This is a genomic window from Pseudomonas sp. LBUM1644 (assembly GCF_059716195.1).
In genome coordinates, this window is the sequence record NZ_CP166812.1 from 3,562,793 (window position 1) to 3,588,791 (window position 25,999).

Annotated in this window: 17 protein-coding genes, 1 tRNA gene and 4 pseudogenes; 15 read left to right on the forward strand and 7 right to left on the reverse strand. The window is 51.3% G+C overall.

Annotated elements, in window-relative coordinates; genetic code table 11:
* Window positions 1–429: 429 nt before the first annotated feature.
* Entirely contained in the window at window positions 430–2,949 is a 2,520-nt protein-coding gene (locus ACA052_RS16070) for a hypothetical protein (protein ID WP_497645770.1), read from the reverse strand.
* A 208-nt stretch (window positions 2,950–3,157) separates the two neighbouring features.
* Here ACA052_RS16070 and ACA052_RS16075 point away from each other — a divergent pair.
* Window positions 3,158–3,242: transfer RNA gene (locus ACA052_RS16075), tRNA-Leu, on the forward strand.
* Between the two features lie 546 nt (window positions 3,243–3,788).
* Complete coding sequence (locus ACA052_RS16080; RefSeq protein ID WP_497645771.1) at window positions 3,789–4,283, forward strand: super-infection exclusion protein B; 495 nt, start codon at window positions 3,789–3,791, stop codon at window positions 4,281–4,283.
* 140 nt (window positions 4,284–4,423) lie between these two features.
* Here ACA052_RS16080 and ACA052_RS16085 read toward each other — a convergent pair.
* Window positions 4,424–4,660, reverse strand: a pseudogene (locus ACA052_RS16085) (bestrophin family protein); the annotation flags it as partial.
* Between ACA052_RS16085 and ACA052_RS16090 the strand changes: the two are divergent.
* From ACA052_RS16090 to ACA052_RS16110, 5 genes and pseudogenes are all read left to right on the forward strand, one after another.
* Window positions 4,657–5,007, forward strand: a pseudogene (locus tag ACA052_RS16090) (zinc-binding dehydrogenase); the annotation flags it as partial. The pseudogenes ACA052_RS16085 and ACA052_RS16090 sit on opposite strands and share 4 nt — an antisense overlap.
* Before the next feature lie 391 nt (window positions 5,008–5,398).
* A complete protein-coding gene (locus ACA052_RS16095) occupies window positions 5,399–8,410 on the forward strand; it encodes a DEAD/DEAH box helicase (RefSeq protein WP_497645772.1) in 3,012 nt (1,003 codons plus the stop codon).
* Window positions 8,411–8,638: 228 nt separating this feature from the next.
* Window positions 8,639–9,823, forward strand: a complete 1,185-nt coding sequence (locus ACA052_RS16100) for a hypothetical protein (protein WP_497645773.1) — start codon at window positions 8,639–8,641, stop codon at window positions 9,821–9,823.
* A 434-nt stretch (window positions 9,824–10,257) separates the two neighbouring features.
* Entirely contained in the window at window positions 10,258–10,530 is a 273-nt protein-coding gene (locus ACA052_RS16105) for a DUF3892 domain-containing protein (protein WP_497645774.1), read from the forward strand.
* 511 nt (window positions 10,531–11,041) lie between these two features.
* Window positions 11,042–11,953 carry a YeeE/YedE thiosulfate transporter family protein gene (locus ACA052_RS16110; protein ID WP_497645775.1) on the forward strand — a complete coding sequence of 304 codons (912 nt, stop codon included), beginning with the start codon at window positions 11,042–11,044 and terminating at the stop codon, window positions 11,951–11,953.
* 779 nt (window positions 11,954–12,732) lie between these two features.
* Here the strand turns inward: ACA052_RS16110 and ACA052_RS16115 are convergent.
* Together ACA052_RS16115 and ACA052_RS16120 are read right to left on the reverse strand one after the other, a co-directional pair.
* Complete coding sequence (locus ACA052_RS16115) at window positions 12,733–13,374, reverse strand: DUF1109 domain-containing protein (protein WP_497645776.1); 642 nt, start codon at window positions 13,372–13,374, stop codon at window positions 12,733–12,735.
* Window positions 13,371–13,943, reverse strand: a complete 573-nt coding sequence (locus tag ACA052_RS16120; protein ID WP_497641119.1) for a sigma-70 family RNA polymerase sigma factor — start codon at window positions 13,941–13,943, stop codon at window positions 13,371–13,373. Before ACA052_RS16120 ends, ACA052_RS16115 begins: the two co-directional genes overlap by 4 nt.
* Before the next feature lie 75 nt (window positions 13,944–14,018).
* On the opposite strand from ACA052_RS16120, the gene ACA052_RS16125 reads away from it, so the two are divergent.
* From ACA052_RS16125 to ACA052_RS16155, 7 genes and pseudogenes are all read left to right on the forward strand, one after another.
* A complete protein-coding gene (locus ACA052_RS16125) occupies window positions 14,019–14,156 on the forward strand; it encodes a hypothetical protein (protein ID WP_161599957.1) in 138 nt (45 codons plus the stop codon).
* Window positions 14,157–14,192: 36 nt separating this feature from the next.
* On the forward strand, window positions 14,193–14,465 hold the full coding sequence (locus ACA052_RS16130) for a BufA1 family periplasmic bufferin-type metallophore (RefSeq protein WP_010461569.1): 273 nt from the start codon (window positions 14,193–14,195) through the stop codon (window positions 14,463–14,465).
* A 28-nt stretch (window positions 14,466–14,493) separates the two neighbouring features.
* A complete protein-coding gene (gene bufB / locus ACA052_RS16135) occupies window positions 14,494–15,348 on the forward strand; it encodes an MNIO family bufferin maturase (RefSeq protein ID WP_497641121.1) in 855 nt (284 codons plus the stop codon).
* Entirely contained in the window at window positions 15,345–16,112 is a 768-nt protein-coding gene (locus ACA052_RS16140) for an HvfC/BufC family peptide modification chaperone (RefSeq protein WP_497345951.1), read from the forward strand. Before bufB ends, ACA052_RS16140 begins: the two co-directional genes overlap by 4 nt.
* Before the next feature lie 20 nt (window positions 16,113–16,132).
* On the forward strand, window positions 16,133–16,606 hold the full coding sequence (locus ACA052_RS16145) for a DoxX family protein (protein WP_347802133.1): 474 nt from the start codon (window positions 16,133–16,135) through the stop codon (window positions 16,604–16,606).
* Window positions 16,607–16,838: 232 nt separating this feature from the next.
* Entirely contained in the window at window positions 16,839–17,585 is a 747-nt protein-coding gene (locus ACA052_RS16150; protein WP_497345948.1) for a YkgJ family cysteine cluster protein, read from the forward strand.
* Window positions 17,586–17,947: 362 nt separating this feature from the next.
* A pseudogene (locus tag ACA052_RS16155) lies at window positions 17,948–18,149 on the forward strand (hypothetical protein).
* A 709-nt stretch (window positions 18,150–18,858) separates the two neighbouring features.
* Here the strand turns inward: ACA052_RS16155 and ACA052_RS16160 are convergent.
* The 3 genes and pseudogenes from ACA052_RS16160 to ACA052_RS16170 all read right to left on the reverse strand — a co-directional run bounded on the left by ACA052_RS16160 (window position 18,859) and on the right by ACA052_RS16170 (window position 21,894).
* Window positions 18,859–19,104 (reverse strand): hypothetical protein, encoded by a 246-nt coding sequence (locus ACA052_RS16160; RefSeq protein ID WP_497645777.1) that lies wholly within the window; start codon window positions 19,102–19,104, stop codon window positions 18,859–18,861.
* A 234-nt stretch (window positions 19,105–19,338) separates the two neighbouring features.
* Window positions 19,339–20,009 (reverse strand): annotated as a pseudogene (locus tag ACA052_RS16165) (transposase); the annotation flags it as partial.
* 430 nt (window positions 20,010–20,439) lie between these two features.
* Entirely contained in the window at window positions 20,440–21,894 is a 1,455-nt protein-coding gene (locus ACA052_RS16170) for a TrkH family potassium uptake protein (RefSeq protein WP_497641122.1), read from the reverse strand.
* Window positions 21,895–22,637: 743 nt separating this feature from the next.
* Here ACA052_RS16170 and ACA052_RS16175 point away from each other — a divergent pair.
* Window positions 22,638–25,988 carry an Ig-like domain-containing protein gene (locus tag ACA052_RS16175; RefSeq protein ID WP_497641123.1) on the forward strand — a complete coding sequence of 1,117 codons (3,351 nt, stop codon included), beginning with the start codon at window positions 22,638–22,640 and terminating at the stop codon, window positions 25,986–25,988.
* Window positions 25,989–25,999: the final 11 nt, after the last annotated feature.

Genomic DNA, 25,999 nt, shown 5'->3' on the forward strand with positions numbered 1-25,999 from the left:
CTTTTATTTTGTCTGCTATTCAACGAATGACACCATGCTCTACCTGCCCAGTAAGCCGAAACATCGTTCGCCTCAACTTGAGTACTCACCATGCCCTGGGGCTCGCGACCGCCCAACAGTATCTCCGGGTTTTGTAGCCATGTTACTACTGACAAAGCATCGCGTTCGAGAAGCTCAAAGGCGGTGAGAATGACTGAGACCAGTCGGAAGATGGAGTCGCTTTCAAGGGAGTTGCAGCGCCCTGCCCTGAACCTTTGGTTCAGCTGATGGAAACGACTTCTCCGAAGGTTTGGGGGGTCAATTTGGACAATCTTGGAGGGATGCTGAAGGGTACTGACCGAGAAGCCTTGGTGCAGCTGAGAGAGCAGCTCAGAGCGGCCCGAAGGAACGACGAGTTGATCCCTTCGGATTAAAATTGGTAAAGCTGTATCAAGCCTGTCCCCCCTCAAGATCCAGTGCCCCAAGCTTTTGGCTGTCTTGGATCATAGCGATCTTGCCCAGAATTTGCAGGGTGGAATCTACCGAGCAAAGATCAGCCTTGTGCATGTAATTGAGTGCCTCATCTCGAAACGAAGAATCGAGAACGTACACATTTTTCCTGTCTACCCCCTTCCCTGTCTTCTTGTTCTTATCCGAACGCAGCTTATACCCCATCAGACCGATCATTGAATTGACCGCTTTGTAGTGATCTTTAGAATCAACAATTAGCATGAAGTAATTTTTTAGCAATTTGATTTGCGAAATGTTCTTGCCTTCGTAAATACCCTTTGAGGATTTCATGTGAGTCAAAAATTTTTCGAAAGCCTCGGTTGTGAATTCGCCAAGGCTTACGAAATTGCGGATATCTCTCAGAACTTGCGCCCTCACTCGATCAGCTGTCGTGCGCTCTGAACCAGGATTTCCGTTTGCCAAGCAAATTCTACCAATCAAAGCCACTCCTTTTCGTCTTACAAAGTCGTAATCGATATCTGAGAAAGAATCCTTCACCCCCATAATTGACGCATCAGAGGTCTTTTCAATCAGATATTTAGTTTGTTGACCAACCAATCCGGCTTTGGCTTTCTTCTGCATTAGTAAAAGGTCTTTAGCTTCGATAAACTCAGGAGATTTATAGACACTACGTTTAAACTCAGCTTCAGCGGCTTTACGCACAGCTAATTTTGAAGACTGTAATGCCACTTCATCCTTATCGCTAGATAAGAATTTCAAAACAAACCCCAGTTGCTTCATAGCAGTTATCACAAAATTTGTGTAATTGTTTCTAGCCCAGTTTTCTATTGCTAGAAAATCAAACGCCGCGCATAAAATTGTGTCAGTCATCATATTTGAGTGAAATGCAGTATTATGCGAAAGGACTGTATCACCCTCGCTGAGATTCACTTCATTTTCGCGCTCGATCAGGCTGTAGCAAACGTCTGAGCGCGTTTCTGGAAGCGCCGCCTTTCTTTTATTTAGTGAAAATGAGATATAAATCTCTTCTACATTACGAAAACGCATGCAGGTTTGGATTAGCGAAAGTGGTGATATCGTTCCGCAGCAATCTATAAAGATTTTCTTAACTTCTGGCAGCACGGCACTGAATCCTGGGCCAACAGCTGGTGTGCAGAAAATCATGTTGAAACATTTTAGAACGTTTGACGGGTCCGACGCTGCTCGTGAAGCTATGCTTCCATCGATGTTCATTTCATGAGCGTTCAGCAGAATCGAAGTGCCACCCTTATTTTTGGCATATTCGCAAAGCTCATCATGCATTGATTTGGCAATAACCTGCTTACGATCAGAAAAAAACATAATTGACTCTTTGTTACCGAGTTGAATCTTTGCCTTGTGAATTAGATCTTCATATTTCAAGTTTCCGTAATTCAGCTTGGTGTTTTTATAGCGACCACCGTTGTCCGTAAAAGCAGTGAATTTTTTTCCGGTGATATTCTCCAGGATATCAATGTATTCTTGACCGAAATGGGCATCAGAAATCGTTACGTCTTCACAGTCTTTAATTCGCTCAAACAGATATTTGAAACCTGAGCGCTTGTCCGCGATGGTTCCATCAAAGAACGCATCTCCATTGATCTGCTCAATGCCCTTAATGGCCTCATCAACAATGAGCACCTTTCCATTGTCATTGATCCTAGAGTGGGTGCTGATTTTTGCGGAGTTTAACGTCGAAATAGCACCTTTTTTGATAATTTTTCGACCGTCTGCATCGACAGTATTTTTGTAGTGCTCATCACGTAAGGCATGCGGTCCAGTTAGTGCAATGTTTGGAACAAGCATCATCGGCAAGCGACCGCCATTCAGAGCTGCGTCAAACTCGTTGTTCATCAGTACGGATTTACCTGACCCCATTTCAAAACTGAGGATGCTTGCACCGGTTGGACGGAAGGTCTTTAGATCCACGATCTCAGGGCTACATGGCTTGATAATTCGACTAACTCTCTTTTCGAAATCGTTGACATATTTCGCATACGATTTTTGAAATACAGCTAGTATTTCAGGAGAGTTAACGCTGCGCTCTATAATATCTCGTTTTGTTAGCTCTCCGAAAAAATTCAGGCCATTGCTCAGCATCCGATTCACCTTCCAACTTGCTTGTTCCGCATCGCGGACATTGCAGGAAGACTCGATGATTGCCCTGGTCTGAATTTCTTTGAGGGTGAAGACGGTTCCATTGACTTCGTGCTCGCCTTGACGCTGCGACGAAATGGAGTACATGGCGTTGCCTAATTTGTCGCAGATAGGAGCTTTACATTGCATGGCAAGCAGAACCGCTTGGGCGCAGGTGTTCATCACATAGAATTTTTCGCAACGTATTTTGTATTCGTGTGCTTCGGCTTTTAACTCTTCCGGACTATAAACAACTGTCGGAACAAGGGCGTTAGGTAAGCTCAAGCCAGCAATGTCTGGCAGGCCCAATGAGGAATCATGGGTTGAAAGGATAAGAACGTTCATTTTTTTACTCGTGAATTTGTTCGGCTTATTTACAGTATAACGGACTTTAGAGTTATTTTCAAGCTAAAGTGAAATTTTATAGTTATTATGTTGCTTTGTTAGTGGATTTTACAGCTCCTTCGGAGCTGAGCTGGCCAGCGGGTACTCCGATGTTGAAGGAAATTTTGTGACAAACCCGTGAAAAATCAGTATGATCCGCTCGCGTTATGCGGGGTTGGCGAAATTGGTATACGCTGCGGACTTAAAATCCGCCGTCGCAAGACATGCGGGTTCAAGTCCCGCACCCCGCACCACCCGCTCCTTCAATATTCACACTCCTCCCCCCTCCCCTAGCACCGTCCCACTGGCCTAATTCAGCGAAGCTGGTTAGTCGTCACCACCGATATTTCTTTTAAGAGAAAATATACGGTTTACGACAGCTGAAACCCTCGTAACTCAAGGGCTACAGCCAATTCCACAAAGTCAATTTCGGTCACAGAATAAACTATCCATTCGCCTGGACGCTGGGCAGCTCTTAGCAGGACAAGGCATCACGTCAACATTCACGTTCGGACATGCTCTTTTGGCGAGCTGTCGACCCTAGGCGTTCCGTACGTGCTTATCCGTCCGTAGGCACGGCAAGCCCGCTTCAACATCCTTGCTTGTTTCTAATACGATCACCTCTGTAGCAGCACCCCGGAAGCCCTCATTCAGGCACAAAAGCTAAGGCCAAGAACCGATAACTCGAAAGAAGAACCCCAACAGAGTCGGGCGTCAAATAGCAACACTGTCATCTTATAAAAGAAAACCCATGCCCACTCCATGTGCTTCAATTCACCAAAATTATTGGAGTGCGGAGCATGTCGATGGAATGGCTGGGTAGCATCGTATCCGCTGTGCTTAAGAACGCCCCAGGACCGATACTCGCCATTGGCATTGCAAGCGGCCTTGTCCTCTTCTCACCAGACGCTTTGATCGAAAGCCTTGGGATCACGACCATCCGAACAGTGCACAAGGCAGAGATCGGCGGCGCGCTCCTTCTTTCCCTCGCGTATCTCTCAGCCACACTGACCCTCTGGCTAAAAGAGATCATCGCCAAAGCCTGGAATACCCGATCCTCCCGCCTCGTTCGCGAACAACGTTTACGCGAGTTGACCCCCGCCGAGAAGTCTTACCTAGCCCCCTACATACTTGAACACGAAAACACTCGCTACTTCGAACCCGAGGATGGCGTCGCCGGTGGTTTGAGCGCAAATAACATGCTTTATCGCAGCTCTAACGTTTTCAACATGCTTCAAGGTGTACCTCACAACATCCAGCCCTTGGTGTCGGGATTACCTCACTGCACACCCTGAGCTACTTGAGGGGGCCGCTCCACCGCCTCAAACAGGTCGAAGGATACGCATCTGATCTCCTCCACTTTTTTGTTTTAGTAACAAGTTTCGTAGTTACAAATTGGCAACGAAAAGATCAAAATATTGCATTTGCATTGGGCTTAGAGCAACACGTCATTCACAGCCTCTAGCGGCAGTGGTGCTTCTTCATCAAGCATTTCCAGCAATGAGATCTCTAGGCTTCTGCATATGGCATCCAATGGCAGATCATTCGCTTGGCTGTCAAAAGGATCCGAAATCTGATCACCTAAGGCATCCAATCCAAAAAACGTGTAGGCCAGCACGCAGACTGCAAGCGGCGTCGCCCAACCGATGGTATCTACCAAGCAAAAGGGAAGCGTATTTCACCCGTAACATCTCGTCGCTCGCTCACGGAGGTCGCATGGTCCAGGTCGGTATCTTGGGCGGTGGCGGCAAGGTAACGGTGGAGCTGGAGCATATTCTCTACCGTCACCTGCAAATCATCGGCACGGTCATGAAGTCCCGGACTCAGCCGGAGAAACACGACATGATCAAGCGCTTTCGGGAGCATTGGCTTGATCGGTTCGAAGGCGCTGGAAGCCTAGAGCCAGTCGTGGATAGCACTTTCCCGCTCTCACGTGCCGCCGATGCTCATCGCCGGATGGAGTCTTCCGAGAATGTTGGAAAAATCATACTGACGATGCAGCCTGAGGACTTGGTTTAGGTAGCAAAGTACCGTCGCCGATTCACACGAAAGGTGCCCCTGAGGCACCTTTTGCTGATGGAATCCTATCCCCTTAAGCTGCTAACGACAGGTAGCTACCGGCCAAAAGCAGCCGGCCTTCACCAAATCGCTCTACCCAAAACTGACGGTGGCAGCAGCTAGTAGACCGCAAATAGCCGACTCTCGCTTCATCCGGTGCAGAACCGTTTTAACTAATTTGCGATCCCCTCGCACCCTCCATTCATCGGCTCTGAGTGATAAGTTTCCAGCTCAATAACACCTTGTGTACTCGGTTCCTAATACCAGATCATGGCACTCTGCTACTCTTGCTCGGCACGCCGCATGCCTAGCAAGTTGACATTAGCACTCCTTAATCGCATGGAAGACTGTTGTGGATATTTTGAAATATTTGGACTCTGCACAAGAAAAATTGAGGAGCTGCCAGCTGGAGGCAGTGCGCAGCTTCGTTGCGTATGCTGAAGAGAATGAGTCAGGTAGAGGTTTTCTGATCAATCTACCAACAGGTGCAGGAAAGACTGGGGTGATTTCGCTTATATCGCATCTGTCCAAGGCTTCAAAAATACTTGTTATATGTCACCGTAAGGCTGTTAAGGACCAGCTATTCCGGGAGATATCGAAAAAATTCTTCCGCGTCACGATTAAAGATGAAAACTTCGATCTGAAGAAAACGTACCGAGATTATAATTTTGACCAAGGCGAAGGCATCTACATTACTAGCTTTCAAAAGCTAACGGTGCTTGGGGATCAAGAGCTTGAAAACGTTCAAAGAGATTTCGATTTGATCATAGTGGATGAGGGGCACTCTGAGCCGTCCCCTGTTTGGCGGGAAATAATACGCCAGTCCTCTGCCATGAAAGTAGTCGTTACGGCGACTCCATATCGAAATGACTTATTCGAATTAAATGTCAGTACGGAACATTTTTACGTTTTTACATTCAGGGAAGCTGTTGCTGATGGGGTCATCACAGAACCTCTCTACGAACAAGTTTCCAATGAACCCAGGCTGCTCGAAAAAATCAAAGAGCATCTTGATTCTGATGACAGTTTAAAGTGCATTGTTAAGTGTAAGAGCCTTGAAGAAATACAGAAGTACCATGAATTATTGTCTCCATTATTTGTAACAGCAAGCGTGCATGAGCGATTAGAAATCAACGAGGGACAAAATAAATTCAAGCGAGTCGGCCCAGCGCTTAAGGTCGAAGGGCTCAGAGTAATCATCCATCAGCACAAGTTGGATGAAGGTGTTGATATTCCCGAAGCCAAACTATTAATCTTAACTTACGAATTAGGTAGTGGCCGTGAGCTAGTGCAGGCTGTTGGCCGAATCGTTCGCCACTATGGAGAAGCGCAACCATTGGTGCTAGACCTCAGCCGAGGCGCAAATGAGGGAATGTGGGAAGGTTATCTGAAGTTCGACGATTATCTTGCCAGCGGAGGGGCTTCAGAATTTTTAAGCTCTCTCAGTACAAGTTACTTGATTGAATCCTTTCTCGAAAGCTTTCCTAAATATAGCTATTTCGATGGACGATTCAAGGAGCGTGTGGACTTAAATCACCTAAACCCGGAAGATGATCTTAAAATTCCTCATGCGTCAGTATGCTTTATACAGAAGGAAGATGACTTTTCCCTTCCTCTATTAATGGACAGGTTGTACTGGGAACTCCATGGGGCTGGGGCTCTGGTCAAGGTATATGAAGATTTCCTTGACTTAAAAATCATGGTCTACGTGGAGTTCAATAGTTCAAAATTCTTCTCAAACAAACTTTTTTTTGAGCCGAAGCTTCACGTGATAATCGTGAAAGAAATTGAGTCTGGTGTAGCGGTATTTGATAGTGGAGGTGGACGTTACTACAATCAAGAGAAGTACCGTCTTCGTAATGCCATACATATTGATAAGCTTACGGCATTAGCAGCCAAGACTAAAATTAATCAGATCAAAGAAACTCATGCCCGAGCTATTGGGCAAGCTGTCCGTCGCCCAGAGTCTGTGGCTTTAAAAGGGCAAAATCTCGATGGTAGCCGCAGTAACCAGAGTAACTCTCGATACGCCCTAACGATGGTGAAAGTCGATAATATTGGAGTGGATGGTAAGAGAGACAGCAGCTTCTATATTGGCGCTAGATCTGGGCGGATCGTAGACCAGAAAGAGTCAAATTTTACGCTGTATGATATTTCGCAGTGGATCGACGCTATCAGTCAGTGTATCGAGGCAGGCGGCAACGCTGGACGTCTTATCAAATCTTATGCTCAACCTATAGCCGACAAACCAGATACAGAAATTCTTTCGGTACTACTGGATTTTACTGAGCTGGCTGGCCCTACACCGATTGGGCATGGCGAAATCCATGCTGAGTTTCTTTATTTAGATTACAAAGATGGGATTAGTTTTAACGCGCACGGCGAAGAAATAGAGCTATCCCTTATATATTTGGATGATAATTCTTGCTTTGAGGTTAAACTTTGCGGTGCGTCTAATGAAAGGGATGATCACGAATGGGTTGTTGAGTATTTAAATCATGGCCATCGATTGAAAATATTATATGAGGATGGCGTGACGTATCTAGGTGGAACGTTCTATAAACTGGCATTACCTTATGAGCGGGGGATTACCGCTCAGGACAGTTTTTCGGGTAATTCGCTATTCCCCCTTGTTGAAATGCTGGGTGCAAATCTCAAAGAAAAAGGCCATGTTAACGATCACAAGTATCACCGTACCACTAGAGATAGCTTCGATCCTGACTCGATCTTCCATCTTATTGACAAGTTGAAGGGGTACGGAGACCCAGCTACCCCCCTCGGGGATCTAGGGCCTTTTGCTAAGTTCATTCCAGGTTGCGACCTCGTTCTTTGCAGCGACATGGGGGTTGAACCGGGTGATTTTATTTTGTCTTCGCCAGAGAAACTTTGCTTTGTTCATGTCAAATGCGGTGATGCTCGGAGGCCAAAATCCTCAGCAGGTGCCATCGCAGAAGTTGGCAGTCAAGCTATAAAAAACATCCACATGCTTGTTTCAAGTGATAAAAAATTTAAACCCGGGAATTTTTCAACGTGGCACCAGGCTTGGCCCGCGAATACTGCGGACTTTCCATTGGATACTCGCTATCGATTGGTCGACGGAAAAGTTAACTATCCTGCTCCAGCTGACGACTCTCTCTCCAAACGTGTATGGGAGCTTATCTGCACGCGCAGAACATCAATGCGATGTAAAAAAGAGATTTGGATCGTGACTGGTAACTCGTTTTCCGCCAAGCACTTCATCAAAAGTATGGAGAATCCGCTCGTTTGTCAGCCTGCAAGTATTCAGGCGTATCAGCTTATCGAGGATTGGTTAAGCACTGCGGATGAGCTAGATGTGGATTTAAAAATTTTTACCGCTCCATAACTGTCAGGTATGAACAACAGTTTTTTGCATTTAGGGCGCCATCCAACGGGCGCCTAAATGTCACCTGTAAGCCGCGCTATAAATGATTCTGCGTGCGAAGAATTTAACAATTTTTCGGGCGCAAATTTATGAACAACATACCATCGACCACCAATATAAGCTAAAGCTTGGAATGAACATGCCGATATAGGTTTGACATTTACTAGCTCAGCAGGTGTACAAAGAGGTATGCAATATTGGATCGATGCCATTTTTTCATTGAAATCAATTGCTCAGATTATACCTGCATTATTGGGCATTATTTGCCTATGGTTCTGGTGGCGTGTCTGGCAAGGCCTGCTTGTTCCAAATGGCAGGAAACGTATCCTTGAGAACACCCATTTCTTTAGATCTCCTGGTTATCGAAAGCTATTTGGACTTCATCAGTTTATATTTGTGAAAGCAATTACGCTTTCACTCGCTGTGTGGGCGGTTTTGATAATCATGACAATAGTCCCACCAATCCTAGATGGCTATTATCCCGTCAGGATGTTGGCTTGGTGGGCGTTGCCTGGACTACTTATTCTCTCGACGGCATGTTTTTTTGTAATTGGTAACCAAGGATTGGCCATCAAACTGGATAAGCGTCTTTCACTCAGCTGGGATAAAGGTAACGTTTTTTCGGTTCACTTGAATCATCGGAGGATCCGCAGTCTCTCCCAAGGGTTTATCCGCTCCATCGTTGGAAACGTTGTACTTTATAATAAAAAAGCTCGAACGCATGGTATGGATGTTCCGCTGAATATAGAAAGCTGGCTTCTTGCACCCGAAGTATCAAGGCAAAATCCTCAGGTCAAAAAATTTCATAAAGCCATTAACTATAACTGGCTCAAGAATATTTCTCCGTCTTTGAAATCAGGGCATATTAAATGGATGATGAAACGCCGTATCAATCGTCATAAATCTCTAGGTAAATCAACACTTAAAGCTGTTGGACCGCTGAAAATATTCACTGGGCTTAGGGTAATAATTTTTTTACAAAAATACACAGCTATTTGCGTTGCCTTATTATGGTTAACAGCTCTAAGCTGGTTGATTTATTTTCGTTTGCGTAGATTGCAATCGCCCGAGTTTAAGGTCGCTCATAAAATGCATAATGGAGAGTTGGCTCCGAAGCTAATTTGTGATGCAGAAGCAGTCTTAATTGAATTAAAAGCTCCCCATACTTTTTTTCTCCAGCCGCTAAAACGAATGAGCACTTTCAGCGTTATTGTTCTGGTTGCGTATACTCCGAGAGTTGCAATTAAGCTAGGGGGCTGGGTGGGTGGAGTGAGACTAGCTGGCGCGGAACATCGATTATCTTATTCATCTGACAAGTCGGGTTTTTTCGTTGACGACCAATTAAGTGAACTCCGTACTGCCGCGAACGCGTAAATATCTGAACTAATCACGGGCGCCACCAAAAACTTGTTAGTAGACTTATGTTTTGTGAAAAAGCATAAGTCTGCGAACAAGCCGAGCTGTTTTTTACATTTTCTTCTTTATAAATGCAAAATTGCACTCCATTTGACGGCCTGTTTGCATTTAACTTGACCAGTGATTTCCGTTCTTCCTGACCACCATTTGTATCGTATTTAACCAACACGTTTTTTGACCATGATTGGCAGAGAACGGCCAAAAACTGTCGCCCACCCCGACTAAGGAACTAGAGACGATTCAGACGGGTTGGTGAGGAAATCCTGCATGACCACGTGGCGCTCAGATCGCGATGAAATGATACGAAGAAAATTAGATTTCTAGACAAATTCGACTACAGTCAGATCGCAATAATCACGCCAAAATAAAACACGTGTAAAAGGAGAGCTGCCTTGGGAGATTGTCAAATTACCTTTATCACGTTATCTGGAACTCGGTCTCATGACCGTATAACTCAGGTTGGTAACGCATCTGTACCTTGGTATCTCACAACGGCAGACGCCGTGCAGAGAATTGACGCAAAAAGCGATACGTTTTATGTGATGGACGCATCGGGGAGACGGGCTAACGTGGGGATTGTCCGCCCCTCTCAAGGATTACCCTATTTACGAACTTACGCTGATAGCGTCTGGACTGACAACCTACTGAGTCTAGGAACCTGTTAATGGTTTAGTCCAATAGTTGCGTGACATACCAAAATCTTTAAACACATGATCGTGCTGCGTCGATCCGATTATCTCGAAATTTACTGAGCTGAGAGGGCTAAATGCGTTTCTCCGCTACGTCCGCTTTTGGCCCAGAGTGTGTAAAAACGCTGACCAAACGTTGAAGTGCGCGCTTCTACGCCAATTCTAGAAAAGCTCGACAGGCCAACACCCGGAATTTACATAGGAACGAAATTTTTAGGTCGATTTTTAACCGGGCGAGCCCTCGCGGGAGTTTTTACACAGCCTGGGTCGGAAGCGGACGTAGTCAATCGTCTGCTTCTGGACGATTTTTACCTGTCGCGACCGGCTGAAACCGGCCAGGAGCAGTCATTCAACCTCTACGAAACCATAGGGCGATACAAAGCGACCGTCGGCTTACGACTGTGTCCGATACACAGGTAGCCTGATCGAGGACTAAGCTAATGCCTGGTGACGCCCGGTCCATCCAAATCAGCGGTGGCGCACGAACATGGTTTTCTCTTTATTGATGGCGTTGGTATTAGCGTTCCTGATTGGCTGGATTTCGCAGCGCATGGGCATGTGCCTTGTCAAAGCGAGCGAACAATTGCTGGCGGGGCGCCCGACTTTGTTTGTGGCACTGACATCGTGTGGATTGTTCGGGTTGTTGCTGGCCCCGCTCTATCGTTTCTCCGAGGTCAGCCTGCCGCTGTACTCGCCGGGTATTTCCTATCCTTTACTGGTTTCGGGAGGCTTGTTGTTCGGGGTGGCATCGGTGCTGAACAACGGTTGCAGCGTAGGTACGCTGACCAGGTTTGCCTGTGGCAATTTCAATAAACTGTTCACAATGATCGGCTGGGTCCTGGGGATCGTGCTCTGGTATTACATGCGCATGATGCCCGAACAGAAGACCATTCTGATGCCGGAAATTTCCAGCCGCCATTACTGGTTGTTGATCGGTGTAGTGGCGCTGGTGCTGATTTTTTTAGTCTGCATACACGGTAATAAACATCTGGTTTTCTCCAGCATGCTGCTGGGTGCGTTTACGAGTGCGCTCTATACGTTCGAGCCGTTATGGACACCGAGTGTGTTCTTTTACAATTTTTCGCAGTTGTTCTGGCAAGCCGATATGGCAATCAGCGCCCGGCGTATTGCTGTGTTTGTCATGTTGCTGGCAGGCATGCTGAGTTTTACCGTGTACAGGAAAATGTTCCGTTTCGAGGCCTTTACCCCATCAAAGGCTGGCGTTCATTTGTTGGCGGGTATTTTGATGGGGATTGGGGCTTCGATGATGCTCGGCGGTAACGACTCGCAAATACTGTTGGTGTTTCCAACACTGAGCGTTGCTTCAAGCATTCCAATGGTGTCGATTGCCACAGGTATTCTGGTGTCATTGTGGTGCAAAAAACGCTTTACGAATTGAACACCCTCAAGATGGTTCCGCTTTCGACACAATAAAATAGACAGTGATGACAGACAAAAATCGGCTAAAAACGGACGTTCCACCTACGCCTGTTTCCAGTCAAAAGCCGCGTACCGGCTGTGTCTAAGAAGTAAATTGCGGTTCAATGAGATGGACTCCTACTCACCTCAACATTTTGGATATCAGGCAGAAGGGGCGAACCACAGTCACAGTGAGAAGGAGTCCACACATGAAGCTAATGCGCATTGGGGGCGACTTGGCTAAAAACGCGTTTCAGATCCAATCCACTGCACGGATTACCCTATCGCAGTCGTTGGCTAGATAGTCCCGGTTAAATCCACTGCTTGTAGATGTGATTTCCAGACTGGCAGTTAACGGGATGCCTCTGCACCAACTAGACCTCCCGGAGCTGCTTGGAGTTTGAGGTCGCGTCTAGCTTCCTCCCAGGTATCGTACTGGTCTGACGTTAGGACCTTGTTAAGAGTCGGCGTGTGTTTACCTTCCCAGTTAAGTGACACGAGGCGAACCTTGGCGGCGGCCTCCAAGCGCTTCCCTTGCAATCTCGGCATCTACCCAAGCTTTTCAGGGCAGAACCTCCGTCCGTATTCTGCGAAATTGCACCCTACTTAACCACCCAAGCGCACAGCAACTGACCACCTATTTGCATTCGACCTGACCAGTCATTTTGATTGGATTTGGCCAGGGTAGCTGTACTGATCTCAAACTTGCGACGATAGTCAGTGGTGGAGTCGCTGGATAACTAGCGATTTCCAACCCCACTACCATTGAAGCCAGCGCGGTCCGAGCAGCGCACCGATAACGGTTGGTATCAACATGCCAAGCAAGTACCAGACGCCCCAGAAAGGGACTTCCATTTCAGGGCAATGCAGGCAATAAGCAATGGTAGCCATCGCCCCTGAAAGCAGTCCGCCGCAGGCGCCGGCCAGTCTCAGGCGAGTGGGTGCCAAACCGCGCAGCGCCCAAAAGACAGCAATGAACCCCGGAATCGAAAGCAAGGTGATGTTCAGCGTACACACGCGCCAGGTTTTACCGAAGATCATCGAAGCACGCACGTCCGGGGCTGCTGTCATCAGGACATAGAGGGCGCCGGCCCACACCGCTGCAACCGCAGCAATGACCAGCAGTTGTCCGGCGCCTGGCGTAACTCCGGGCCTCGCCAGGCGCACAACCTGGCTCAACGCGCCGACCATCAGGCACAGGGGCAAGGCAATCTTTGCCCAGAAAATCGGAGTTGCCGCCACTTCGGCCAGATCCGGACGTGCGCCAAACATGACCAACACCAGCAAGAAGGCCGTTATCAGACCGACCAGCACCGCGACGCCGAAGCGCTTTGCGAGCGCATGCCGGTCGACCGGTGTAACACCAGTCGCCAGCATGGAAATAAGATCGTCAGTTTTCATCGTGTACCTCTAATCCTGTCGGCCAACGCCTTAAGCCCGCGATGGATGCCAATCTTTACCGCTGACTCCGAAAGCCCGGTCATTTGCGCGGACTCGGCGACCGACAAGCCTTCAAGCTTCACCTGCTGAATCGGCAAACGCTGCCGGTCAGGCAGTTGCTCAAGTAACTTGCCGAGGTCGCGATGGGCCTGCTCCGGCTCCAGATGAGGCTCGGCAAACAGCTCCGCCACATCGTCGAGCGAGTCATTGAGCACTTCATTGCGCGACCTGCCACGAAAAAAGTCCGTGAGTTTGTAGCGGGTGATGGCAAACACCCAGGCCGTCAGCGGTTGGTCCGCACGGTACGTTTGTCGACCGTTATGGACGGCCAGCAAAACCTCTTGCAGCAAATCCTCGACTTCACCCGGTTGCCGCTGAAGTCGGGTTCGAACAAAGCCGCGTATATGACCACTCAGCTCCTTGAGGAAAGTGCCATAAGCCCGCTCGTCTCCACCCAGGCCCGCGAGGAACAAAGTCTGAAGATGAATTTCCCGGCTGCGCAATGCGTCGTTATGTGTAGTTCGTTCCATCGTCCACTCTGGTTACACGAGGATGAAAATATTCTGTACTTGCATAACGCCAGCGCCAATAACGGGCGATGGATCATGCTTGCCGCCAAAGGCATAAGGCAACAAGCAGATTCATTTTGCGGTTCTAAAAAATATTTTGCGATGGCTGTAACCGGATTTGAAAACTCAGCGAACTACCTTTCGGATCTGAAGCACAGCGCACTCCTGCACTGATGCGACGACCCACCCTCATGATCCCGGAGAATAACCATGAACAATCTGAAGCTTGCTGCCATCGCCGTTGCCTTTTCCTCCTTTGCTGCCGGCGCCATTGCCGCCGAGACCCCAGCCGCCGCAGGCGCCATGGAAAAATGCTACGGCGTCGCCATGGCCGGTCACAACGATTGCAAGGCCGGTGCAGGTACCACATGCGCAGGTACGGCAAAAATGGATTACCAGCCGAATGCCTGGAAAAACGTTCCCGCTGGCACTTGCACCACCATCAAGACACCAAAAGGCACCGGCACCCTCACACCAATGTAACGTCAACGCCACGGGGCACGTACTTATCATGAACAAGGCATTCCAGATCGGGGCCGGACTTGGCCTCAAACCGAACCATTACCAAGAGGCCCACGACTGCACGGTCGAAGGTCTCTGGTTCGAAGTTCATCCGGAAAACTACATGGTTGGTGGCGGCCCCCGTCTGGCATGGCTGGAGGCCATTGGCGAGCGGCACCCATTGTCGTTGCACGGGGTGTCACTTTCGCTGGCGGCCGATTGCCCGCCGGACCCGGAGCACTTGAAGCGCCTGAAACAGCTCGCTGATCGCGTTCAACCGGCACTGATTTCCGAGCACCTGGCATGGTCAGCCTGGCGCGACCAATACCACCCCGACCTGTTGCCTTTTCCCCGAACAAATGAAGCGTTACAACGTATAGCAAGCAATATCCAGCGCACACAAGACGCCCTCGGACGTCGCATTGCCATCGAAAACCCGACCCATTATTTGCACCTGGACGGGCATGACTACAGCGAACTGGAATTTCTCACCGAATTGAGCACGGTGACTGGCTGCGGCTTGTTGCTGGACGTCAACAACGTGCACATCAGTGCGCACAACCTGGGTTTTAACGCCGCCGATTATCTGGATGCCTTTGCGGCCGACGCCATCATGGAGATTCATCTGGCGGGGTTCACCAAGGATCCGGGTGAATCCTCGTTACTGATCGACAGCCATGATGCCCCTGTCGCCGAAGATGTCTGGTCGCTCTACCAGCGGCTGATCGAGCGGATCGGCCAGCGTCCGACACTGATCGAACGCGACGACCATATCCCCGCTTTCGACGTTTTACTGGCCGAGCGCAACCGAGCGCAGACGTTATTGAACCTTGGGCAAAATCAGCGAATGAAGGTGGCGATATGAAGCCCTCTCTCGCAAGCTTTCAGGATGCCTTCGTCGATGCGTTATACGGCACTGGATCATCCACGATGGATTCGCTGACCCAACAACCAGGCTTTGCGGTCTATCGCAATACCGTACTCAAAGGCACGACGGATGCGTTGCTAGCCAACTTCCCTACCGTAGAGCGCCTGGTGGGAACTGACTGGCTTAAAAGCGCCGCCGCCATACATGCCCGGCTTTCACCGCCAACAGATGCACGTTTACTGAATTACGGAGCGGGCTTCCCCGACTTTCTCGACAAATTCGAGCACGCGCAAGACATGCCGTATCTGGGCGACGTCGCCCGTCTGGACCTGCTCTGGACACAGGTTCATTGCGCCGCTGATGAGCCTGGTCTTGGGCTGAACGATTTGGCGCAGATTCCCGCTACGGAATTGGGCAACTTGCGGCTTAAACCACGGGACACCGCCCGTTGGGTCTGGTTGCCGGACTGTCCCGCCTACACGATCTGGTGCGTCAATCGTGAACAACGGGAAATGCCTGAAAAACTCGAATGGCAAGGTGAAGGTGCACTACTGACACGCAAGGCCGGCCGCGTGTATTGGCAAGCTGCCAGCGCCGCAGACTGTGCCTTTCTCGACGCCTGCGCGGCCCACCTGCCCCTCGATGTCGCCGCTGACTGGGCCATTGATGTCGAGTCTGACCTGAACCTGGAAAACCTCATTATTCGCCTGGTGAGTGCTGACGCGTTTGTAACGGCGGAACTCCTGACAACTAGTTACTGAAGCCATCAACGGAGCACAGCATGGATACCATCAACACCCGCTCACCTGCCGCCGACAATTCCCTGCGTGGCCTCTGGAATCGCTTTGCAACCCGTTTGGGCAATCTGATCAGCGATTCGTTTCTGGTGTTGGTGGCGCGCATCGCCATCGCCGCCATTTTCTTCATGTCCGGGCGCACTAAAGTCAGCGACGTTCTGACGATTACGCCGAGTACCTACGAACTGTTCCGTACGGAATACGCCTTGCCTGTGATCTCTCCAGAACTGGCAGCACACCTTTCGACCTACAGCGAGCACCTATTTCCACTGCTGTTGGTCCTCGGGCTGTTCACCCGTCTATCCGCCTTGGCGTTGCTGGGTATGACCTTTGTCATTGAGGTTTTCGTTTACCCCGATGCCTGGCCGACGCACCTGTCTTGGGCGGGATTGCTGCTAATCATCATCGCACGCGGTGCAGGAGCACTTTCGCTGGATCGCAGACTGGGCATCCGGTGATCCATTCACGTATGGGGAACTCTCTAGCAGGAGTTTGCGAGTAGTTATCGCCCACATCTGCGTGAAGTTCGCCGTCATTCCAAGAGCACGCCTTTGTACTGGTTAACAATCCTGAGGCTGCCTCATGTGGGCAAGCGCAGGGCACGCACGCGCATTGCGTAGGCAATACGCAACTAAATAAGCGAATACAGCCGATCTATCTTCAACCAATTTCTACATACCGGTGAAAAATATGCAAAGCAACATCGTACGATTCTCCTGTGTAGGCTGCGGTATTTGCTGCAAGGGCCGACTGATACCGCTGACATTGGCTGAGGCACAACAATGGTTAAACCGCGGTCACGACATCGCGGTGATTCTTGAGGCCTTTGATGAATCAAGTTGGCCTCATTCATCAGCGGAGTTTGCCCACGCCAAAGGCCGATCTGTAAGTGTAAATTGTGGTAAGACCCAGATACAGGTCATCGCTGTGTTTGCCGGCAAAGCACTTGAGCAATGCCCTAATCTCAGAGCTGACAATCTTTGCGGCATCTACGAAGAACGCCCCCTGGTTTGCCGCATTTATCCGATGGAAATCAACCCATTCATCGCGTTACGTCAAGATAACAAAGCGTGCCCGCCACAGGCGTGGGAGAGCGACGACATTCTCTGCACAGATGGGCGTACAGATCCGGCTCTGGAAGCACTCGTCAATCAATCTCGACAAGCAGACAGAGCCGATGCATCAAGCAAAATCGCCATCTGCGCGCAACTGGGCCTGAATGTGGCGAGTTGGAAAGACAACGCGCTGGCCGTTTACTTTCCACCACGAGAAAAACTGCTCGAAGCGATACACCGCGTCAAAAGTACTCTTGAGGAAGATCCAAGCTGCGAGTGGCAGGTGCGGGTCGATGATTTATCGCTGCGCGAGCGATTGACCGCATCGGACGTGTCTCTGGCTGCCAACGAGTCCGCCGAGTACATCTTTCATGTTTTATGAACCGCCTTTAACGCAGAGTTCGCTCATCAATACCGAACTACTGTGCGTACTCGCGCGTTTATTTTTCACGCAATATGACCAAGAGGCCACACGGGTTGATTGCAGTCCTCCGGACGGGCAGCTGTAGCTTCACAGAATAGTTGATCATTTTCACAAGTAGTTGAGCAGACGCCCCCTGACAGGAAAGCGACAAAAACGCCAATTCTCCGAATTGGCCGAAAGCAGACCTCCGCCATGGATTAGCCATCGCGAAACTCGCACGACTAGCTTCAGCAAATTCTCCAGCAACTCTTTAAGCTCAGCGCGATACTCATCATTTTCACGGTACGTGTAGCAATGGAAGATCTGCTCAGCCGTCATCAGTGGCCAGCGTTGTCGCAGACCTACCCCCTTCCCCATCAGGCAAGATTGATCAGAACCAGTTAGCCCTTTGGACTGACGCTGTGGGTCGAGGAGCGCGGCTCAGATGAGGTTGGAGGCAATGTGCGCAGTGCGCTGGCAACGATCAGCAAGAACGAAGAGTTCATTAACATGACGTTAGCGGTACTCATGACATCTGAATGACTTCTATTGAAATACAGCAATCGGCCAATTTCAGCTATTGCTGACCGGCAGCTATGGGCCTGTACGCCGGTCGCCAAGCGAGCGATGCAACCCTTAGAGTTTCAGGTCGGGATTACTGTCAGGGCGATACACCATCTTGCAGGGCAAGGCACCCACCCGTCGACTCCAATTGAGAAAGGTTTGATGTACTAGCTATATGCCGCTAAAACTTAAGCGAGGATAAAAATATAGGTGATGACATGGTATCGAGATTTGTTGTCGTTCCGGCGATACCTACCGAGACTGGATCGGTACGTGATGGTGCTCGCTTCTACTCCAGCATGGCGCCTTGTGGCTACAGCATCTACGACAACAAGGAAAAGTGTCGTCTTCACCTGTCATTTCCGACGCGAGATGAAGCGGAGGCTGCGTGCGAATTGAAAAACTCAGAGCAACTATTCAGCTCAATGTCCTGACTGCGACCACCGTGGGACCTCCATAGCACTGCGCACAAACTCTAGAATTTCGACCACAATCTGCCAATCGATCCAGTAAGGGTGTAAAGATCTGAGTGGTGACCTATGACGGCAAACGAGGATTTGATTGATTGAAATGGCCGCTGGCATATCACTAACGGCGTCGTGTGAATGCCATCTGCAAAAAGCTCGGTCAATGGGTATAGGTAGCTTTGAGTGTTCGTCTTAGACATCTTTGACTAATAGAAGACTTCTCAGTCCGCCGACGGTCCATAGCTACCTGTGGCCCGCCCATCTAGCATAGGCATCGGATCAATTTTGGGGGAGTTAAGAAAAGTAGCCCACGCCTCATACGCCAGCTTCTGGCGATAGGTAGCTTCATTCCACAAGGTCCCCTCCAACTGTCGTGCCGATACAAGCATCATAAGATTGGTGGTGGCTGCATCAAGCTCAAGCAAAAGCTCGTGGGACTGGAAGCGATAGTCGTCTAGGTTGTTCATTATAGAGGTACACCAGTCATGGCTCTGAATTACGAGTTGTTGTTCCTATATAGGATCAGTGTGACATCAGTTTCATCATCGCGTTGATCCGCAAGACAACGGCTTCATCTTAGGCAGGCTAGAACGTCAGGTAAACACTTTCCCTCCACTCAAAGCGAGGTAGCATTGCGCAAGGGCTGAGCGACGGCTTTGGCTCGGATAGCAACCACGCACCGTGACTGATCCCCCCTTGCCCTCGGCCGTCCGATGAGCCTGTGTGGGTTCCACATCCACGATGACACCGTGCTCGGTATAGATCAGATAATTCGTGGAGTAAGCGTAGAAAGCTGGGCCACCTGGAGCACCGGTCCAGCGGGCTTGAAGATCCGTCAGCGACAGGCGCATCGGTAGCATTTCGGCCAGAGCCTTTTCATCGAGCGCCTCAAGATACTCATGCACGGCGCGAGTGCTCAGGGCCGAATCGCTCCAGTTTACCGGTTCATCACCCGGTACACCGCGCTGCCGACTCGCATCCGCTTTGATGGTGCTGGTGTCCAAGGCGAAGCCCTCGCTCTTGACCAGGCCAGCGCCCATGCAGCGACGCCGCACTTCATTAAACAACCAGCGAAACAGATCGCTGTTCCGAAAACGGCCGTGTCGATTTTTGGAAAAGGTCGAGTGGTTGGGGACTTCATCTTCAAGGCTCAACCGGCAGAACCTGAGATACGCCGGGTTCAGATGGGTTTCTTCGCGCAGCCCACGATCAACATGCGGATCATCAGCTCGGGATCAATTGAAGGACGCCCAATTGGGATGTAGAAATCGCCGAGGTAATGGCGCAAATCGCTCATATCAAGACACTGATCAATGCTGCGCAGAAGGTGATTTGCTGGGATGTGATCTTCAAGGTTGAACGAGTAAAACAGTCGGTCCTACCCACTCGATAACTGTCCCGTCATGCTGCGTGCTTCCCTGCTGGCCAATGTTGAGATTTTGCCGCAGGCCAGAGAGGGGAGCTACTTTTTCAACAGAATCGACCAATAGCTGCCCGTCAGAACCGGCGAAGCGGGGGCGATTCAGTATTTGCCGACAGGCTAACGAATATCCAGACGACAAAAAGCCCGCGTATGGCGGGCTTTTTGTCGAAGGGGAACCAAATCCTTTGGTCTTGGCCCAGTATTGCGCAGCAATACACAATGTATCAAGGCAAACCAATTGGAAGATTAAAAGATTTGGATAGCTGGACTATGTTGAGCTTCTCGCTAACGCACCCGATGAAATTGTCACAACTGGTATTGCGAATCCGGACGCTAGGACGTGGTAAACGGGCTTCCTGGCGACTCAAAGGCGAAGCGATCAATATCTCCAGAACACAGGTGTCAAAATCACCAGCACCGTCAGAATTTCCAACCGCCCAAGCAGCATGCCGACGGTCAGCAGCCACTTAGCAGCGTCAGGCAACGAAGCAAAATTGCCCGCAGGCCCAATGACCGTGCCAAGCCCCGGCCCAACATTGCATACTGCGGTGGCGGCCCCACTCAAGGCAGTCGTCCAATCCAGTCCAATCAACGCTAACCCCAAAGCGATCACAGCAATAGTAATTGTGAAGAAAAACGAGAAGGTCAACAGCGAACGCAAGACGTCCTCATCGATGGAATGGCCGTTGTACTTTTTCTGGATCACCGCACGGGGATGAATCAGTTGTTTCAAGCCACTCAGGAGCAGCGCAGCGGCAACCTGAAAGCGGAAAATTTTAAGGCCACCGGCGGTTGAGCCGGAGCATCCCCCGACGAAGGTCAGGTAGAAAAACAACAACACGGAAAAACTGCCCCACAATGTGTAGTCACCTACCGCGATGCCGGTAGTCGTAACGACCGAGGTCACATTGACAGCCACGATGCGAAAGGCATCCCACCAGGTGTAATCACTGTGGAAACACAACCAGGTTCCCACTACCAACCAGGTAACGATCAGGAACCCAACAAACCCGCGCACCTGATGATCCTTCAGTAACACACGCCGATGGCCGCGCAATGTTGCGACGTACAAGGTAAAGGGCAGGCTACCCAGAATCATGATGACCACCGCTACCCAGTGAATCGCTGGCTGCGTCCAATGCCCAAGCGAGGCGTCCGAAGTGGAAAATCCGCCAGTAGAGATCAAAGACATTGCGTGGTTGACCGCTTCAAACGGCGTCATCCCAGCGATCCAGAGTGCCAGAGCCCCGGTGCCAGTAAGTCCCAGATATAGAAAGAGGATGTACTTGGCTGCCACATGAGAACGCGGTGTCACTTTCTCCGACCAGTCTGAGGACTCTGTCTGGAAAAGACGCATGCCACCCACTCGCAACAGTGGAAGGATCGCCACCGCCATGCCGATGAAGCCTATACCCCCCAGCCAGTGCAGCATCGAGCGCCAGATCAACAATCCCGGTGAAGCGGTATCCAAACCACTCAGGACAGTTGAGCCCGTGGTTGTGATGCCGGACATCGTTTCGAAGAAAGCGTCGGTGTAACTGATGTGACTGATAAACACCATTGGCAACGCAGCGAAGGTACAGACCACCACCCAACTGCCAGTCGTCAAAAGGTACATATCCCTCGGACGGAGCTGGCCAGTATCAGGGCGCCCACGCACGATCAAAAGAAGGCCGCAGATGAAGGTAACCAAACTCGACCAGAGAAAGGCCGACAGATCGTCGCTACGCTCATAGGCCACCAGCGTAATCATGGGAATAGCCATGCTTACGGCCAGCGTGATCAGAAAAATGCCTAGGATGAAGCCGATGAGCCGCATTGCCGCGATGGACATAGAAATAGCCTGCCAGATTTAAGCTGCGAAGCCTTTCAATCAGGCCTTCAGAGCGCTACCGACCATCCAACTCATAGCCAACGAGTGGAGAGTATCTGCAACGTTATTGAGTAATGTTTCCTACAAATAAAAAACCCGGCACAGGGCCGGGCTTGCCTGTACTCCCCTACTACACAGTTCCCAAATGAGAGGGATGGAGAACCGACTGAGGAGCACAGGTCGCCGATATTGCCAAAGCACGTTTAGCAAAGCAATCCATCTATGAAAAATGCTCCGACAGCTAACTGTCGCTACACCACTGCGATGAGCAGACTAAAAAACCGCTAATTCATTGCGCCGACAAATCCCAGCTCCAATTGAAATTGTAGGTTTAGAGGGGATCGCGGGTTGGGAAGAATTTCAAGCAGATTCCCCCGAGCTTTGTAGACTGATCATTTTTTCCAAAAATGGGGAACTACCCCCATTGGTTGGGGAAGACCCACCAATTTATAGGAATATGCCCCATCATGTTCTGTAAGCGCGCAGAAACACTCTGAAACAACTTACTAATTCATTAGTACTTTTTTTTCGAGGCCAGATGATGGCCTAACAGTTGCAATTTCCCCACTACCGCAGCATCTGCCGTCACTGAACAGGATGGCGGGTTTCGCCGATAGGCATGACGCGAGGGGAATAAAATGAAATCTGCTACACAACATATCCATTCAGTGAGCTATTTACGCAGGGCAGGCCTTACCTCTGCGATGCTCGTGACCCTGGCCACGGCCAACGCGGTACCGCTTGACGATGTCAGCGAGCCGCCAACGACAGACCCCTCAGCATACTACACACCTCCCGCCGACCCGCTGGCAGCGGCTGCCGAGTTGGACGCCATCAAAGGCCTGCCCGAAGCCAACCAGGGAGCAATCGCCTATCCCGACGGCGTGTACGGCGACCGAAACACACCGCGCGCCGAAAACGTACTGCCGCCGAGCGTTCAGACCTCGTTCAATTTCCCTACCAACGGCAAGCCCAGCCCGTTGTTCGGCGCCCAGCCTTACACCCAGCAATTGCTGCTGTTCGAGGAGTTCGGTACGGAAAAACTCGACCCCACCCTGCCTGCACCACCACTGACATTCCCGGTACCCACCGTCGGCCCATTGCCGCAGCAAGACCCGAACAGTGTCGCCCGCAGCGGCCCTTCGAGTTCGGCATTGGAAGCCTTCATGCGCCAGCCCGGGCTGTACCCGTTTCCATCGCAGTTCTCCAACGTGCTGGACCGCAACCCTTGGAAGGCGCAGATCGAAACCTTCCTCAACCGCCATCCGGTGGGTTCGCCGGCCGAGGGCCGGCCACCGGGAAAAGGCTGGTCGCATCAACGCTGGAACGAGTTCTATCCACAGGTCGCCTTCAAAACCGTGCAAGCAGGCGCTAAGCTCAATAGCGGCATGCGTGACCGCCGGCAATTGCACAACTATGCCGTCGGTGAGTTCGGGCCAGGCGGGCTCTACTACCAGACCTCGGACATTCCGACCACGACGGGCACGACCAAAGGCATCGATACCCGTTTCCACCCCAGCATGCCGGTTCAGAATCACAATGCACTGTGGACCTTCGACGGCACCTTTCCGCCCAAATTACTTATGGTGCGTTACGGCCAACCGGTGCTGATGCGTCACTACAACGCCCTGCCGATAGACCCGGCCGCCAACATGGGCTTCGGCCTGCACACCATCAGCACCCACGAACACAATGGCCACTCCCCGGCCGAAAGCGACGGCTACACCAACGCGTTTTTCTTTCCGGGGCAGTACTACGACTATCGCTGGCCGCTACAGCTGGCCGGTTACGACACCATCAACACCAAAGCGCAGGACCCGCGGGCGGCGTTCCCATGCGCACCGGGTGAGAAGCTGTTCGTCAACGACGCCAGCCCCGGTCTGAAGACCTGCGAAAACGGCACGATTAAGATTCGTGGCGACTGGCGCGAAACCATGAGCACCCATTGGTTCCACGACCACATGCTCGATTTCACCGCACAGAACGTCTACAAGGGCAACGCGGTGATGATGAACTACTACAGCGCTCTGGATCGCGGCAACGAAGCTATCGAGGACGGCGTCAACCTGCGCCTGCCCAGCGGTTCGGCAATGCCCTGGGGCAACCGCGACTACGACGTCAACCTGGTGGTCGCCGACAAGGCCTGGGATGCCAACGGCCAGTTGTGGTTCAACCCATTCAATACCGACGGCTTTCTCGGCGATCAGATCCTGGTCAACTGGCAGTACCAGCCACGCTTGAAGGTACGGGCACGCAGTTACCGTTTTCGCATTCTCAACGGCTCGGTGTCGCGCTATTTGAGGATTGCCCTGGTACGTGAAGTCGCCGGCAACGGTGGCGAATTTCCAGGGCCGGCCGGCTCGAATCTGTCTTATACCCGCGTGCCTTTTCACTTGATCGGCAACGACGGCAACATCATGGAACACGCTGTGCCGTTCGACGGAAGCATGGATCTGGACGGCGATGGGGATAAGCAGAACCACAACGCGATCCTGCCCACCCAAGGCATTGCCGAGCGCTTCGACATCATCGTCAACTTTGCGAAAAACGGGATTAAGACCGGCGACAAGCTGTACTTCGTCAATCTGATGGAACACAAGACCGGCAAGGGTCCAGAGAAGAACGCCCTGAGCCTCGCGGACGTGCTGTCCGAGAAGTACAAAGCGGTGATCAAGCAAGGCAGCAAAGGTCCGGAGTGGGACAAGGGCGATCCGGTAGTGGGCAAGTTCATGCAAATGATCGTGCAGCCCTACACCGGTACAGATGTCAGCATGAATCCTGCCGAATATGAGCCCGCCAAACCGGGCAAAGCCGCCGGCAAAGTCATGATCCCGCTGACCCTCGACCGCGATGACCCAGCCGTGCAGGCCAAGCTGAAACTGGCGCGGCACCGCGAGTTCGTCTTCGGCCGCTCCGACGGCACAGACGAAGCTCCGTGGACCATCAAGACCGACGGCGGTTTTGGCTACAGCATGGACCCACGCCGACTCAACGCGGCCCCGCAACTGGCCAACGGCCCGACCGATGGCGGCTACGTCGGCGACGGTACGCTGGAAGTGTGGAAAATCAAGAACGGCGGCAACGGCTGGAACCATCCGGTACACGTGCATTTCGAAGAAGGCATCATCCTCAGCCGCGACGGCAAGGCACCACCGGAATGGGAAAAATGGGCACGCAAGGACGTGTACCGCATCGGCCAGGGCATCGACAGTTCGGTCGATGTGGAAATGGCGATCCACTTCCGTGAATTCGCCGGGACCTACATGGAACACTGCCACAACACTCAGCACGAGGACACTTCGATGCTGCTGCGTTGGGATATCGAGCATCCCGGGCAGTTCCAGTTGATGCCGACGCCTCTGCCTGGATGGGACGGTGTCACCTACGTCAACTCCGCCGCGCTGCCGACCTTCCGCACTGGGGACGCGAAGAACAATGACGATGATGACGATCAGGGTTCGAACAAAAAACCCGTCGCCAACCCGGACAGCGCCGCCAGCGCCAACGGCCAAGCGGTGACCATCAATGTGCTGGCCAACGACACCGATCCGGACGGCAACCTACCGCTCAAAGTGGTAGGCCTGAATCAGCCGGATTCGGGCATGGGCACGGTCATCACAGACGGTGCGCATGTAATCTACACGCCACCGCCTAGCATCACTGCGCCATTCACCGCGACCTTCGCCTATCAGGCCAGCGACGCCAAGGACGCCGTCTCGGAACCGGCAATGGTGTCCGTGGTGGTCTCGGCACCGGCAGCAGTCAACGAAGACTTGGTTGTCACCAGCGCCACCGTCACCGCCCGCAGCAACAGCCGCTACACCTGGGACCTGGCAGGCACGACGTCGCGAGGCACGGGCAACAGCATCACGGCGACGGCCTCGACCACCGCCGGGCCGCTGAGCCTCGGCACGGCCACTCTAACCCCGACCGGCACGGGTGCGCGCTGGCGGGTGTCGGTGACGACCACCGGTAGCGGTCCGTCGCCGAGCCCAACAGTCACCATTAGCTCGGCGTTTGGAAAAAGCACCACTGCCCCCATCAGCAGTCGTTGAACCGTATTTAG